The 14,351-nt window shown below is 49.4% G+C and carries 9 protein-coding genes; 1 reads left to right on the forward strand and 8 read right to left on the reverse strand.

Annotation, left to right across the window (positions count from 1 at the left end; genetic code table 11):
* Nucleotide 1: 1 nt before the first annotated feature.
* From WH45_RS10255 to WH45_RS10275, 5 genes are all read right to left on the reverse strand, one after another.
* Nucleotides 2–952 carry a carbohydrate ABC transporter permease gene (locus WH45_RS10255; RefSeq protein ID WP_046214255.1) on the reverse strand — a complete coding sequence of 317 codons (951 nt, stop codon included), beginning with the start codon at nt 950–952 and terminating at the stop codon, nt 2–4.
* 70 nt (nt 953–1,022) lie between these two features.
* On the reverse strand, nt 1,023–2,387 hold the full coding sequence (locus tag WH45_RS10260; protein WP_046214256.1) for an ABC transporter substrate-binding protein: 1,365 nt from the start codon (nt 2,385–2,387) through the stop codon (nt 1,023–1,025).
* A 110-nt stretch (nt 2,388–2,497) separates the two neighbouring features.
* On the reverse strand, nt 2,498–4,348 hold the full coding sequence (locus WH45_RS10265) for a sensor histidine kinase (RefSeq protein WP_152663534.1): 1,851 nt from the start codon (nt 4,346–4,348) through the stop codon (nt 2,498–2,500).
* Nucleotides 4,338–6,005, reverse strand: a complete 1,668-nt coding sequence (locus WH45_RS10270) for a response regulator (protein WP_046214257.1) — start codon at nt 6,003–6,005, stop codon at nt 4,338–4,340. The genes WH45_RS10265 and WH45_RS10270 overlap by 11 nt, the downstream gene beginning before the upstream one ends.
* 111 nt (nt 6,006–6,116) lie before the next feature.
* The gene (locus WH45_RS10275) at nt 6,117–7,787 is read right to left on the reverse strand and encodes a formate--tetrahydrofolate ligase (protein ID WP_082096680.1); all 1,671 of its coding nucleotides are present in this window, start codon (nt 7,785–7,787) and stop codon (nt 6,117–6,119) included.
* 153 nt (nt 7,788–7,940) lie between these two features.
* Here WH45_RS10275 and WH45_RS10280 point away from each other — a divergent pair, with 153 nt between their 5' ends.
* On the forward strand, nt 7,941–9,599 hold the full coding sequence (locus WH45_RS10280) for a putative bifunctional diguanylate cyclase/phosphodiesterase (protein WP_046214259.1): 1,659 nt from the start codon (nt 7,941–7,943) through the stop codon (nt 9,597–9,599).
* 175 nt (nt 9,600–9,774) lie between these two features.
* Here the strand turns inward: WH45_RS10280 and WH45_RS10285 are convergent, their stop codons facing one another.
* The 3 genes from WH45_RS10285 to WH45_RS10295 all read right to left on the reverse strand — a co-directional run bounded on the left by WH45_RS10285 (nt 9,775) and on the right by WH45_RS10295 (nt 14,107).
* Nucleotides 9,775–10,857, reverse strand: coding sequence for a hypothetical protein (locus WH45_RS10285; RefSeq protein WP_046214260.1), 1,083 nt, complete (start codon nt 10,855–10,857; stop codon nt 9,775–9,777).
* A 521-nt stretch (nt 10,858–11,378) separates the two neighbouring features.
* A complete protein-coding gene (locus tag WH45_RS10290) occupies nt 11,379–12,962 on the reverse strand; it encodes a sensor domain-containing diguanylate cyclase (protein WP_046214261.1) in 1,584 nt (527 codons plus the stop codon).
* A 191-nt stretch (nt 12,963–13,153) separates the two neighbouring features.
* Entirely contained in the window at nt 13,154–14,107 is a 954-nt protein-coding gene (locus tag WH45_RS10295; protein WP_046214262.1) for an NAD(P)/FAD-dependent oxidoreductase, read from the reverse strand.
* Nucleotides 14,108–14,351: the final 244 nt, after the last annotated feature.

The raw sequence follows: 14,351 nt of genomic DNA on the forward strand, positions 1-14,351 counted from the left end.
CCTATCGTCCCTCCCCTTCGTAATAGACCCACTTCTGGGATGTACGGAACAGCAGGAAAGTGAAGATCATAATAACGATGAACAGCACCCAGGCAATCGCACATGCATACCCCATATTGGAGAAGGTGAATGCTTCCCGGAACAGGTAAAAGATATAAAACAGACTGCCATTATTCGGCCCGCCCTGGGTCATGACATACGGCTGCACAAAGACCTGAAACCCACCGATAAAGCCCATAATCGTATTGAAGAAAATCGTCGGTGAAGTGAGCGGAATTGTAATATAGATCAGCTTGTGCAGCGCATTGCCGCCGTCAATCTCGATCGCTTCATAATAATGATCCGGGATATCCTTGAGACCGGCCAGGAAAATGACCATCGTTCCCCCGACTGTCCACAGACTCATCAGCACCAGCGTAGGCACGACGGTCGTCTCGCTGTAAATCCACTGGCTCTCCGGCAGATGCAGCGCCCGCATGATCACATTGAGCAGCCCCATATCCGGATCGAACAGCCACAGCCAGACCATCGAGGATGCAATCAGCGGTACGATCGTCGGCAGATAAAAGGCTGTCCGGAAAAAGGCCAGCCCTTTAACATTCTGGTTAAGCAAAATAGCCAGAAAAAAGGCCACAATAATCTGAAGCGGCACACTGAGGATCACGTAGTACAACGTTACGCCCAGCGATTTGTAGAAAAAGGCGTCAGTACCGTTAAACAGATTCTGGTAATTGTCCAGACCGACAAAGTTCGGCGTCGATGCCACTTTGTAATCGGTCAGACTAAGCCACAGACTGGCGATCATCGGACCGAGTACGAAAATGATAAATCCCAGAATGGCCGGGGCTGCAAACAGCCAGCCCAGCCAGTTCTCACGCCGCCGGATCGAAGACAGCGAACTTTTGGTTACTTTGGTCTGACGGCGCTCGGCCGTCTCTGTCATGGATTGCATATGTTCCACCTCTGCTTTCACGGAATAGGGAGTTTACCTGAACAGGATGATAGGGAATCGATACATTCTGCTATTTTTCCGGGTAGGTTCCTTTGAATTCCGCGTTTGCTTTGGCAGAGACTTCACTAAATGCCTGCTGGACCGTTTTTTTGCCGAGCCATACCTGATCCAAGGCTGGATTGATAATGGCATTAATTTTCTCCGAATTTTTGAGGTAATAGTCATAGGAATTCACGCCATTTTTCAGCGTCTGATTCATGATCGCATCCGTGTAACCTTCCGGATGTCCGGGCTTTACGGTAGCCCATTGCTGAATCAGCGCCGGGTCAGTGTACCATTCTTTGGCAACCGGCATCCACAAACCGCTGGCATGCATCTCCAGACCACTTTTGGCATCCAGCAGGAATTTGTAGAACATCCATGCTTCTTTTGGATGCTTGGTTGTGGCGGAGATCACTTCCGGTTCGCCGAACAGGATCGTTTTGCTTTCTTTGAGCTTGGGCAGTACACCGACTCCATAGTTCATGCCGGACTGGCCGAGATCCAGCTGCACCCATTGTCCATCCAGGTCCATCGCCACTTTGCGGCTCTGAAGAGCGACAGCCGGCGAAGGGATATTTTTGGACTGAGTCGGTGATGGAGCCACATGATGAACGGTGATCAGATCCGCCATTTTCTGAACGGCGTCAATGACCTGCGGGTCTTCCAGATTCAGCTTGTCCTTGTCGGCGGAGATCACACTGGCACCGTTGGACGGTACCATCAGATGCCATATCCATGTATCAAAGCGGACTCCGTACTGCTTTACATTGGATGAGTCAAAGGCAGGGCTGGTCGCATTATTTCCATTGTTGTCGATCGTCAGCTTTTTGGCCGTATCAAGGAACTGCTCCCAGGTCCATGCTTCTTGAGCCTTGGTCGGGGGCAGCGGCAGTCCGGCTTCCTTGAACATATCGGCATTGTAATAGAGGCCAAAGGCTTCCTCGGTTACTTTGATGCCTGCTATCTTATCTTTGTCCCAGTACAGAATGGAGTTGGGAATCAAGGCATCAGGGGTTAGTTCCTTGTCGTCTTTCAGAAATTCGTTCAGGTTGTACAGCTTGCCCTGTTCGGCCCACTGCAGTCCTTGAGCTTTGTAGATCGGGAATACATCAGGCGCCTGATTGGCTGCAAACATCGTCGTCAGCTTGGTAACATAGTCACCGGGAATATGCATGTAATTGACTTCGATCCATGGATATTTTTCGGTAAATTTGCGGGCGATCTGTTCCTGCACTTTTTTCTCGTTGGGACTGCCCCATGATGCGTAAGTAAGCGTGACCTTTTGCTTGCCGTCCACGGTCTGCGCTGCACCGCCATTGTCGGAACCGCAGCCGGACAGCAAACCGAGCAGCAGGGCCGAACATAATGCCCATAATAGTAATTTGACTCTCATGCAAATACCTCCCGGACCGAAGAATCTCTATCCTCCGGTATAATATATCGATGCTGCAGCATTGGATAAATCCATCTTAGCAAGCGCTTACATTGGCTACAACTCGATTATTATTGGATTGGGGTATTTTCATTGGGAGAGTGCTGGTGTGGCAGCCGGATCAGCACTAATGTACCGCCGGAGTCCTGCCGCTGCATATGAATACCGTATTCCGGGCCATACAGCAATCTTATGCGCCGGTCTACATTTTCAATGCCGGTAGAGCGAATCTCGCCGGTCTGAATATCATCCATCAGTGTATGAGTGATCCCTTTGCCGTTATCCTCAACGGCAAACATCCGCTCCTCTCCTTCCAGCCAGCCACGGATCCGGAGTCTGCCGCCGGATTCCATTTCGCCAAAACCGTGAATAATCGCATTCTCGATAAACGGCTGCAAAAACAGCTTGGGCACTTCGGTATCGAACAGTTCTTCCTCCACATCCATCTCTACCGTGAATTTATTCTCAAACCGGTTCTGCATAATGTATATATACTTGTCCAGCCAGCTCAGATCGGTCTCCAGCTTCCACAGCTCCTGCTTGTTGCGGGTCGTAATCTGCAGCATCTCGGTCAGGCTGATCATCATGCGGGCGAGCTCATGCTGTCCATGCTCCATGGCAATCCAGTACATCGTACTGAGCGTGTTATACAGAAAATGCGGATTAAGCTGCAGATTCAGCGCCATAATCTCCGACTCTCTCGCCCTCAGCCGGGAGCCGTAATTCTCCTCGATCAACTGTTCAATCCGCCGATTCATCTCGTTGAACATCTCGGTCAGCTGTCCGAATTCATCCCGGCTGTCCGGCTGGATGCGTATATCAAACTGCCCCTTCTCCACCTGCCGGATACCCTGCTTGATCCGGGTTAGCGGACGGGTGATATAACTGGACAGCATATAGGCGAGCACGACCGATACCAGTGCCATAGAGAGCAGGAACAGCGCTGTCGTGATTTGCAGCGTCTGCAGACTGCTGACTGCGGCCGGAATCGGAATCTCGATATACGAGATCCAGCCGGTTGACTTCATTTTCTCGTAAAAGACCATCGTGTCCTGCCCGTTGATCTGCTGAATGACCATTCCCTGCTCCTGACTGCCAATGACTGCCGGCAGTTCGGCTGTCCGGGTATGGGCAAAATCCCCTTTTTCCAGACGAAGTACAGACACTCCGGCCCGGTTCACCATACCATAGGCCAGCTGATTGTAGTCATTATGCTGCACATATTCGTCCAGCACAGCAGCGAGTGATTCGGGACGGATATTGATGAGCAGCACCGGCGGCGCTTGATTGGCCTTAAGCCGGTGTATGTTGCCGTATTCATCGGCTGCTGTCATATTCAGCTGCTTGACGACAGAGATGAGTGACTCGTACTCCAGCGGGATATGCCGCAGATCTTCCTGCTTGTACATACCGGTATAAGAGTAGGTCGGTATCCATACTTCCGCTCCCCGTCCTTCTGCTGCTGCCTGCGCCAGCAGGGAATGGTAGAATTCCGCTGGCGGCACATACATCAGTGCATTGCTGCCATATCCGTATTCACGGGTCATCACATAGGAGGAGTAGACTTCCTCATGATTACTGAAGTATTTAAAAAGAATGGGTGTAACCAGCCGGTCGGTTCGCACCAGCGAGGATGCACTGGTCGGATCAGCCGCGTCAACTGCCCGCAGCAGGTCATAATCCAGCGGCAGCATACTCATGCTGGATTCAATCGCAGATAACCGGTCATCAAGCAGCTGGTTATTCGTATGCAGTATATTGCTGGTACTGAAGCGGATATTATCCATCCGGTCCTTATAGGCAATATGATTATAAATAAAACCAAGACTGAGAATAATCAGGCATGCCAGCAGCAAATGAGACAAAAGCAGCTTCTTTTTGAAGCTCATATCCTTGAACCAGCGGGCTGCGTTAGTCCACACCTGGTCTGCTCACTCTTCCGCTCACCGGGCGGTCCGCAAGGATATCGGAGCGCCTGAACTGCCGCCGGTATTCTTCCGGTGTATACAAAAATGATTTTTTGAATACTTTGGCAAAATACTTGATATCCCGGTATCCCGTCTGCCGTCCGATCTCCGCTATACGATCATTGGTCTCCAGCAGCAGTGTGCGGGCATGCTGCATACGCAGACGCTGAATATAGTCAGTAAAGGATGTACCAAAATGAGACTTGAACAACAGACTGAAGTATGATGGATTATAGTAAAATCGGCCGGCTACTTCATCCAGACTGAGATCCTCGTGATAATGTCTCTCCAGATATTCACGGCATTCCAGCATCGCCTGGTCACTCTTGCTCATCCGGCAGCTGTCGATCTGCTCCAGCCACTCGCTTAGCACGGTGAGCAGCTGCATGCGCAGTTGCTGCAGTCGCGCCGATTGCTGAATGATGAACTCCAGCCGCTGTGCATATTGATCCTTCAGCTCCTGTCCGATATGGGCTGATGAACGCTCGATACAAGGCAGCATAATCTGAAGCAGATGGTATTTGAGCAAAGGTACAGACGGATGATCGGCTGCCAGCTGTTTTAGCAGATCATCCATCTCCTGCTCCATAACGCTTCTGTCCCTCTTATGGATAGCGCTTTCAATCGATGCTGTGGATGGGTACCTGATGGGCTGGCGCTGGCTGGCGCGAGAAGTCGAGTAACCGGATTCCCCCATCAACCAACAGCTGTCTGCTTCATAAAAATGTCTCTCCAGTGCTGCCGCCGCTGATTGATAAGCCAGATGAACACCTTGGGCAGACTCTCTACTGCTGAACAGTTCACTCTCTGCTGTGCAGATATCTACGTTGTGGTCTGCGTGCAGCTGTTCAAGTACAGTTATCACCTGATCCCGGCAGGTCTGCCGGTCCTTTTCCTGCCAGAAGTGCGGCCACTGTACGATAATAATCAGCGGCTCCTCCGGATCATCCATCCCGGTGTAATACAGAGAGATACCGCCTGAGACAGCTGCTTCCAGATGCTCACGCAGCGGCATCTTCCAGTCGCCGGCTGGCTGCTGAAGTACATTCATCCTGCGCATCAGCCAGATACTGATCTCTCCATCGATCCGGAAATAGCGCTGGCATTCCTCCTGCTCCTGTATATTCAACGAACCGGTCAGCCAGCGGTACAGCAGATGTTCCTGATATATCGGCTCCAGCCTCGCCAGCTGGCGGGATAGGGATTGCTGCTGTTCCAGCTGAATTCGCCGCTGTATCTGTTCCTGTTCGATGCTCTCCAGCAGCGGCAGCAGCTGCACTGCTGTCACCGGCTTGATCAGATAATCCATGACATTGAGCCGGATCGCCTGCTGTACATAATGAAACTCGTCATATACCGTGATCAGTACAATACGCAGTTCAGGCAGACTTTTGCGAACCTGATTGATATAGTCCATCCCGTTCATGACCGGCATCTGAATATCGGTAAGCACCAGGTCAACAGGATGAGCCAGACTAAGCTCCAGAGCTTCCTGCCCATTTCTCGCTTCATGCACGGTATAACCGGGACGCAGCTGGCGCACCAGAGCAGCTACACCGCGCCGCTGACGAGGTTCATCATCGACTACCAGTACATGCAGTTGAAGTTCCATCTTTTGATTCCTCCTTTTCGGAAGACATGAATATAATTTATATTCTCATTAATTAATATCATATATATTAACGATAGACAAGGCAAAATACCTCTTATAAAATGGGTTCATTTACACCAGTCCTTCGATACGCCCGTCCGGCTCAAGCTTCATTCGTTCCGCAGCCGGTACTCGGGGCAGGCCCGGCATGGTCATCGTATTGCCTGTCTCCACGACGATAAATCCGGCTCCTGCCGACAAGGATACCCTGCTGATATTCATTACAAACCCTTCCGGAGCACCCAGTCGTTCCGGCTGATCACTGAATGAATATGGTGTCTTGGCCATGCATACCGGGAGATGACCAAATCCATTTGCCTGCAGTTCAGCAAGCGTACGCTCGGCCGCCGGAGAATAGACAGCGCCGCTTCCTCCATAAATGCCGGTAATGATGCGTTCGATCTTGGTGGTCAGGGGCAGCTCATCCGGGTATAGCGGCTGATACTGCGACACTTGTGACTCCAGCATATGCACAAGCGCTCTCGCGAGTGATGCACCGCCTGCACTTCCTTCCGCCCACACTTTGGACACCTCTGCCGGAACACCCAGCCGCTGGCATTCCTCGATAATCGCGGCAATCTCCGCATCCGTATCTCCGGCAAAGTGATTGATGGCCGCGAGTACAGGTACACCGAATTTTCGCAGATTATCCAGATGACGACGCATATTGCTCATGCCCTGCTGCAGCGCCTGTACATCTTCACGATCCAACTCCTGCACTTTCACTCCGCCATTGTATTTCAGCGCTTTGACGGTAACGACGAGAACGGCTGCATCCGGCCGCAATCCGGACTGACGGCATTTAATGTCCATAAATTTCTCTGCACCCAGTTCTGCTCCGAAGCCGGCTTCGGTTACCGCGATATCTCCCAGCCGAAGCGCCGTCCTCGTACCGATGACACTGCTGCAGCCATGCGCAATATTGGCAAAAGGCCCTCCATGAATGATCACCGATGTCCCTTCCAGCGTCTGCACCAGATTGGGCTTGATCGCATCACGCAGCAGCGCAGCCATCGCTTCCACGGCACTCAGATCCGCTGCCGTCACCGGCTGTCCCGTATACGTGTAGCCGATAATAATGCGGCTTAAGCGCTCTTTCAGATCGTCCAGATTCTCGCTGAGACAGAGCACCGCCATCACTTCCGACGCCGAAGTGATCAGGTAGCCGCTCTCTCGTACTTCTCCATTACCAGGCCCGATGCCGGTGACAATGCTGCGCAGACTGCGGTCATTCATATCGGCAGCACGCTTCCAGACAATCTTTTTGGGATGGATACCCAGTGCATTGCCATAATACAGATGGTTATCGATCATAGCGGCCAGCAGATTATGTGCCGAGGTAATGGCATGCAGGTCCCCGGTAAAATGCAGATTAATCTCATCCGCCGGAACGATCTGCGCCTGTCCGCTGCCGGTGGCTCCTCCCTTCATCCCGAAGCAGGGACCGAGTGACGGCTCACGCAGCGCGGCTACGGCACGTACTCCGATCGCATTCAGTGACTGGGACAGACCGATCGTTGTGAGCGTTTTGCCTTCTCCTGCCGGTGTCGGGTTTATGGCTGTGACGAGTACCAGCTTGCCATCCGGCCTGTCTACCAGCTGCCGGATCGGTTCCGGGTCCAGTTTGGCCTTGTATTTTCCGTACATTTCTACAGCAGATTCCGGGATTCCAGATTCCAGCGCAACATCCATAATTAGTTTCATTTCTATGTACCCCCTGCATTCAATTATGGTTATTATCATACCATGGACAGCACCCGCGTTTGCAGCTGCAAGCTTCTCAGCACAGAACACAATTTTCTGTTAAGATTATGTATACATAAAACCGGACTATATTATATAGTAGGGATAATTTCAAAAATAGGAATGAAAGTATGATCGAAGGAGTGGAAATGCGTGCGTAATGATAATCATGAAATACCTCCGCTCCTTGCCCAGGCTCTGGATGCGACTGAAGATCTCATTTACGTCATGCGTGTGGAACCCGGCCGATTTGTATATCATTTTTTGAATGAAGCTGCTTCCAGATTCAGTGGTGTTACTTCCCGGGATCTCGGCAAAAGTTTCTTTGAAGTATATGCACAGCAGCCGGAGATGGCTCAGTATCTACACCACAAATATAACCGCGTGCTGGCTCATGGTGAGAGCATGCGGTTTGAAGACGGATATCTGCTGCCTAATGGTCTGCTCAGCGGCGAGAGCATCATTTCTCCTATCTATAATGAAGAGCAGGTCATCACTCATCTGATCTGTATCACCCGTGACTATACAGAACGTAATCAATATCAGGAGAAACTGCGGTATTATGCTTATCACGACGAGCTGACCCAGCTGTTTAACCGGCGTTTCCTGAGCGAATATGTGCTTGAAGAGGGCATATTATACCTGCTGGATATTGATAATTTCAAGAATATTAACGATATGCTCGGCCATGATAACGGAGATACCCTATTGGTCGAAGTTACCGACCGTATCAAAAAGGTATTCAGCACGGAAGAAATTATTTTCCGGATGGGTGGAGATGAGTTTCTGATTATAAGCCGCAATTCGGCAGATATTCCCGAACGGGTCGCTGAACGTGTACTCCGGATGATGGATAACATATTTCTGCTCAAGGGCCGCGAAGTGAGAATTACAGCCAGCCTGGGGGTGTCACGCGTATCGGCCGAGACCGAATTGTCCACTGCACTTCGCCATGCTGATATTGCTCTTCATCATGCCAAGAGTCTAGGCCGAAGCCGTTATCATATCTTTGATACCTCTCTTCGCTATGAGCAGATTATCCGGTTTGATCTGGAGCTGGAACTGAATAATTGTCTCGAAAAGCAGGAACTGCAACTGCTTTATCAGCCGATCTACAGCGTCAAGCAGCAGCAGGTCATTACGATAGAGGCACTGCTGCGTTGGAACAAAAACCATACCCAGATGGTATCCCCGGCAGAATTCATTCCGGTGGCGGAAGAGACACGGCTTATTATCCCGATCGGCGAATGGGTCATCCGTCAGGCCTGTCGCGATTTGCCGCAGCTTAAGCAAAAGTATGGACCATCTATCCGCGTGGCGATCAACATTTCCAGAATTCAACTGGATGAGCCGAACTTTATCGAACGGTTGAATCAGATTGTCCAGGAGGAAGGCATCCCTCCCTACTATATTGATCTGGAAATTACCGAGAGTGTAGCAACCAGCAACACGGTAGAAGAACAATCCTCTCTGGTCCAACTGCGTGAGCAGGGTTATACCATCTCACTCGATGATTTTGGAACGGGGTATTCTTCGCTCAGTATGCTGACCCGACTGCCGATCGATACGATCAAGATTGATCGCTCCTTTGTTACCCAGATGAATGCGCCTGTGCTCAAAGCCCTGATCATGATGGCAGATGCGCTCAGGCTGAATGTAGTCGCTGAAGGAATTGAGGATCAGGAACAATGCCAACATCTGCTGGAACTGGGATACACAGAATTTCAGGGATACTGGTTCAGCTACCCGGTCGCAGCAGCCCAGCTTCCCCCATTGTCCAGCTTTCCCTATGCTCCTATCGATCCAGACTAGCCTGATCCGTCATCCGGTCAGGCTGGTTTGGTCCCCTCTATTCCTGCTGCCGTCTACAGAAGCTTCCATAACAGCGAGCTAATATTGTATGAATAACAAAAAGGCTTCTCCAATGGCAATGGAGAAGCCTTTTTGAGCTGCAATAAACTATCTGTCCAAGACCAAACAGTTTTTTTTACTGAGCGCTGATGTTCCAGTTGGATACGGTCAGTTTGCCACTGCCGCTCATTACATCCGTGCCGAATTTCACGCCACTCACATAATAACCGGAGGTTGGCAATTCATTACGTCCGAGCAGATCTCTTACAAAGTCGGACAGATTCAGGTTAGCCGTATCTGTATTTTGTGTTCTCACAAATGTATATACACTGCCTTCGCGGTTTGTACCAAAGATACTGCTTGTATTGGTATTATTGTTGTTGTTCATCGTACCGGTCATTGTACCATTCGTACCCGTGGTCATCATACCATTCATGCTGCTGCGGTAAATATCCCATGTCGCTCCATCCAGCTGTACGGTATCCACCCATTCTCCCCAGCTGCTGGTCCCTGTCTGATCGGTAGTACTGCCGTTATTTGCCGCTGCCGTACCGGAGTTTGCAGTGTTATCTCCAACATTCGGCTGGTCACGGTTGGTGGTATCCGAAGCATCTGTCGAAGCTCCGTCAGCCGTATTTTCCGTACCGTTCGCTGATGTGGAAGTGACTATTTTGACCAGATAAGATGGAGTAGTCTCCGGTCCGGCCCACTGGGTGTTATGAATGAACATCGTATAGCCTGTCGCATAATCACCGGTTGCATCTGCTGTCGAATAAGTGACCGATGTATCAATATTTTTCATTTGCGTGCGATGGTTGGTGTTCTGGTTATGACGGTCATTGTCTCTGAATATCTCTACCGGGAAGTTACCCGCACCCTGATATCCATTTGTCCAGTTCCAGCCAAAGCTGATCCCCGGCGAGGACTGTACCCCACTCATATCGTCCGAATAAGACCAGTTATAACCATAAGAATTCTCATTGTCATAAAAGATGGATTGGTTGGATGTTGCTGTACCATCGGCAGAAGTGGCAACCGAATTGGTTCCGCCGCCTGTCCAGCCGGTATTGGCGAGGTAGCTGCTGCTATTTAGCTGGAAGCTGCCTCCCGCCGTATTATTCTCTTCTGCCATTGCTGTAGCCGGGATGAGAATCGATGCTGTCAGTGTCAAAGTAGCCAGCACACAGATTGGCTTTTTCAAAGTTGATTTCTTTTTCATAAGTAGTCCCTCCAATAGATGTAGTTTATTTGTGGAAATGAAGCGATATAACAGGCATAGAGAGCCGCTTAACCTTCAAAACTGTGTTATAATTCAGCACAGTATATGAATGAGGTTATTTTGCTTGGCGTTATACGCTTGCGTGCCGTATATATTTTCAGGTGCCGAACGTTCGGCTAAATTATGTACGTCCGAAAATATATCTCACGCTCGGGATGGGTTACGAAAATCTTGCCACCACCTAATGACCAGTGTGATACCGCTCACTCCTGTACATATCTTACCCAACCTTCTCCTTGCTCTAACTTCTTTTATACCATTTAATTAATAATTATCTAATTATTGTAAATTATTAATTTTGTCAATTTTGCCCTGTTTCATTGGTAAACTAAAGGTTAATGATACACTTTATACTTTTTTTTATATTATGTAAGAGCTGTGGATGCACCATCTATTGACTATGGGGTAGATATGGACACAAGCAATAAAGCCCTTCTTCCCTGATGATGGAAAGAAGAGCTTTATGATGTGGATACTAATTCATCCGCATATACGGTAGTACGGTTGCGCCCTTCTCGCTTGGACGTATACAGTGCCTGATCGGCTTTGGATATGAGTTCTACCGGTGTTCTGCCCTGATCCGGATAGACTACAATACCCATAGAAATCGTAACGATCTCCCCCGAAGGACTGGTGGTACTTGCGGACAGCTGGCGCAGTCGTTCAGCCACTACATAGGCACGGGTAATATTACAGCCGCGCAGTAGAATACCGAATTCTTCGCCACCATAGCGGAAGCATAAATCTCCTTCACGTGATACATTACGCATCATGGAGGCCAGCGACTGCATCACCCGGTCACCGGTCAGATGACCATAAGTATCATTGACACGCTTGAAATGATCAATATCCAGCATAATCATGGCAAAAGGTTCTTCTCCCATGCACCAGGTATCCAGGGTGGAATCAAAGTTTCTGCGGTTGGCCAGTCCGGTCAGACCATCCAGTGCCGTTTCATTATGCAGTTTGGCAATATACTTTTGCAGCTGAAAGCTCGTAAAACGCAGACTGTTATGCAAAGTCTTGATCTCATAGGTCGCTGACTGGATATCCGGGAATTCTCCCGTATTCCAGTCTTTGAGCATTCTGTCCGAATACGCAGCCAGCTGATGCAGCGGCTTGACCACCAGATAGGTCAGCAGCCATCCGGCCGCCAGCGTAATCAGCAGCAGCGGCAGTGACTGCAGTATGCTTTGCCGCAGCAGTATACCCAGCGGCCCATTAACGACAGATGCCGGAGTCTGGGATATAATACCCCAACCGGATTTCATATTATAGGCATATCCTGCATAATACGAGGAATCACTGGAATCGGTATACAGCATGGAACCGTTCAATCCGGCAATAACTTTCCATACCGCATCATTGGAAGCGACATTTTTGCCAATCAACGCCTGATTGGGATGGAAAATGATATTCCCTTTGGAGTCTACAGCATACACATAGGAACCATCCAGCTCATATTCATGTTCCAGAATCAGCTGCAAAATATTCGACTGATGCAGGTAGATGGTACCGGCAACATAACCATAATACACGTTATTCTGATCATACAGCGGGCTTGTGACGAGAATCATCAGATTCCCGGTAGTACCGACAAAAGGGTCGGTAATCACCGAGTCGCGCATATTGGTCACTGCCCGGCTGGTCGGATTATCCACACTTGATCCACTATGGAGCTTATTACTGGCCGGAGCTGTCTCGTCCACAATTAGATCTTTGCGAATAATACTCAGCGAGTTAAAGTATTCCCGGTTGGTCAGGTACAGGTCATTTAGCGTCTCATCATCCAGACCATGATTACGCTGCCAGATCTCTGCCACAGCATCGATGCTGCCCTGAACCCGGTCCAGCAGATTGCCTGTCGAAGCGGCCAGATCGGTGGCACGGTCATAGTTATTATTCAGGTAGTTCTCTACCAAAGATTCTTTACTGGTGGTATATGCGGAATGAATCGTAATGATCATTGTAAGTACAATCGATAGCACGACAATAAAACTAACAATGGTAACCAGCTTAAACCCTTTTTTAGGATAGAAACTCAATGGTTCATCCCACCTGAACGATAAATTAGTGTATCGCTTCCATAGTAACATACTCATTTCCATAAAAGAAAGCAAAAGAGCCTTGCAGACCCTTTTGCTTCAATGTTTATTCCATATTTTACATCATTTTGTCCAGTAGACCTCTATTGCAGGAAATTCATTACTTTTTTGCCGTTTCGCTTACATGATGGTCAATGAGCATGAACCGAATTCTCTTCGGCTTCCCGTTTCATTTTAACCAATGTTTTGTTGATCCAGATGGCTGCCTGTGCTCCCTCGCCCATCGCAATATTGGCCTGCTCGGAATGAGCACCCAGATCTCCGGCTACCCAGACATTCTCCACATTACTCATCTTCGATCGAGAATCTGTTTCTACATGATGATTATGAAGCGTCTCTACTCCCAGCTGCTCAGCCAGCTCGGAATTGACATGATTGCCGCCAAATGCGATAAATCCGCGTTCGGTATCAATCATTTGGCCATCCTCCAGCTCGACACCACGAATGATTCCGTTATCTTCATAATGAACCTGGCTAACGACTGATTCCATATATTCAATATTGTGTTCCCGCAGACGCTCCATTGTCTCCGGCTTGAATGGCTTACTCTCATGATTGATATACAGCAGCTGATCAGTACGATCCGACAGAATCAATGCCATCTGGGCACCGGCTTCACCGGCTCCGAGCACTACGGTCTTGCGATCCTGTATCTCATAACCGTCACAATCCGGGCATACATAGACGCTGTAGCCCAGTGTCTCCACCAGTCCCGGCAGTCTTGGGAATCGGTCAATCAGACCGGTGGCGAGCAGCAGAGTACGTGACCGATAGCTCTCTCCCTCGGCACCTTTCAGCAGGAAATGCTCTCCTTCTTTTTTGGCTTCCAGAATGCGGTCTTTATGAAATTCCACTCCGAGCGGCTCTGCCTGCTGGCGGCCGATCCGGCGCAGCTCCTCCCCCGAGATTCCATTTGGAAAACCAAGAATATTTCCGTAATTCTGACAAAACGTCGATCTTCCCTTGCCTGCATCAATAACGAGTACCCGGTGAGCCGAATAACGGCCCAGCTGCAATGCAGCCTGCAGTCCCGCTATCCCTCCACCAACTATAATGCAATCATATAACGTCGTGCTATCAATCATGTATAAGCCTCCCTGATCTAATAGATTTTTCTGTTCCTGCTGCCGCGGGTTGCTCTCCTATGACTGATCTTCTCACGATCAGTCTTGCAAACATCCTTTTTCACAAAGGATATTAATTGCGATCTTCACATGGCATATCCAGAATGCGACGCCCTGATATGCCTGTATCTTGAACATTCCATATATGATCATTGCTGTATCTGGACTTCATTGGCTGCTTTGATACAGCTGCCTTATAAACCTA

Source organism: Paenibacillus wulumuqiensis, from assembly GCF_000971965.1.
Lineage (GTDB): Bacteria > Bacillota > Bacilli > Paenibacillales > Paenibacillaceae > Saccharibacillus > Saccharibacillus wulumuqiensis.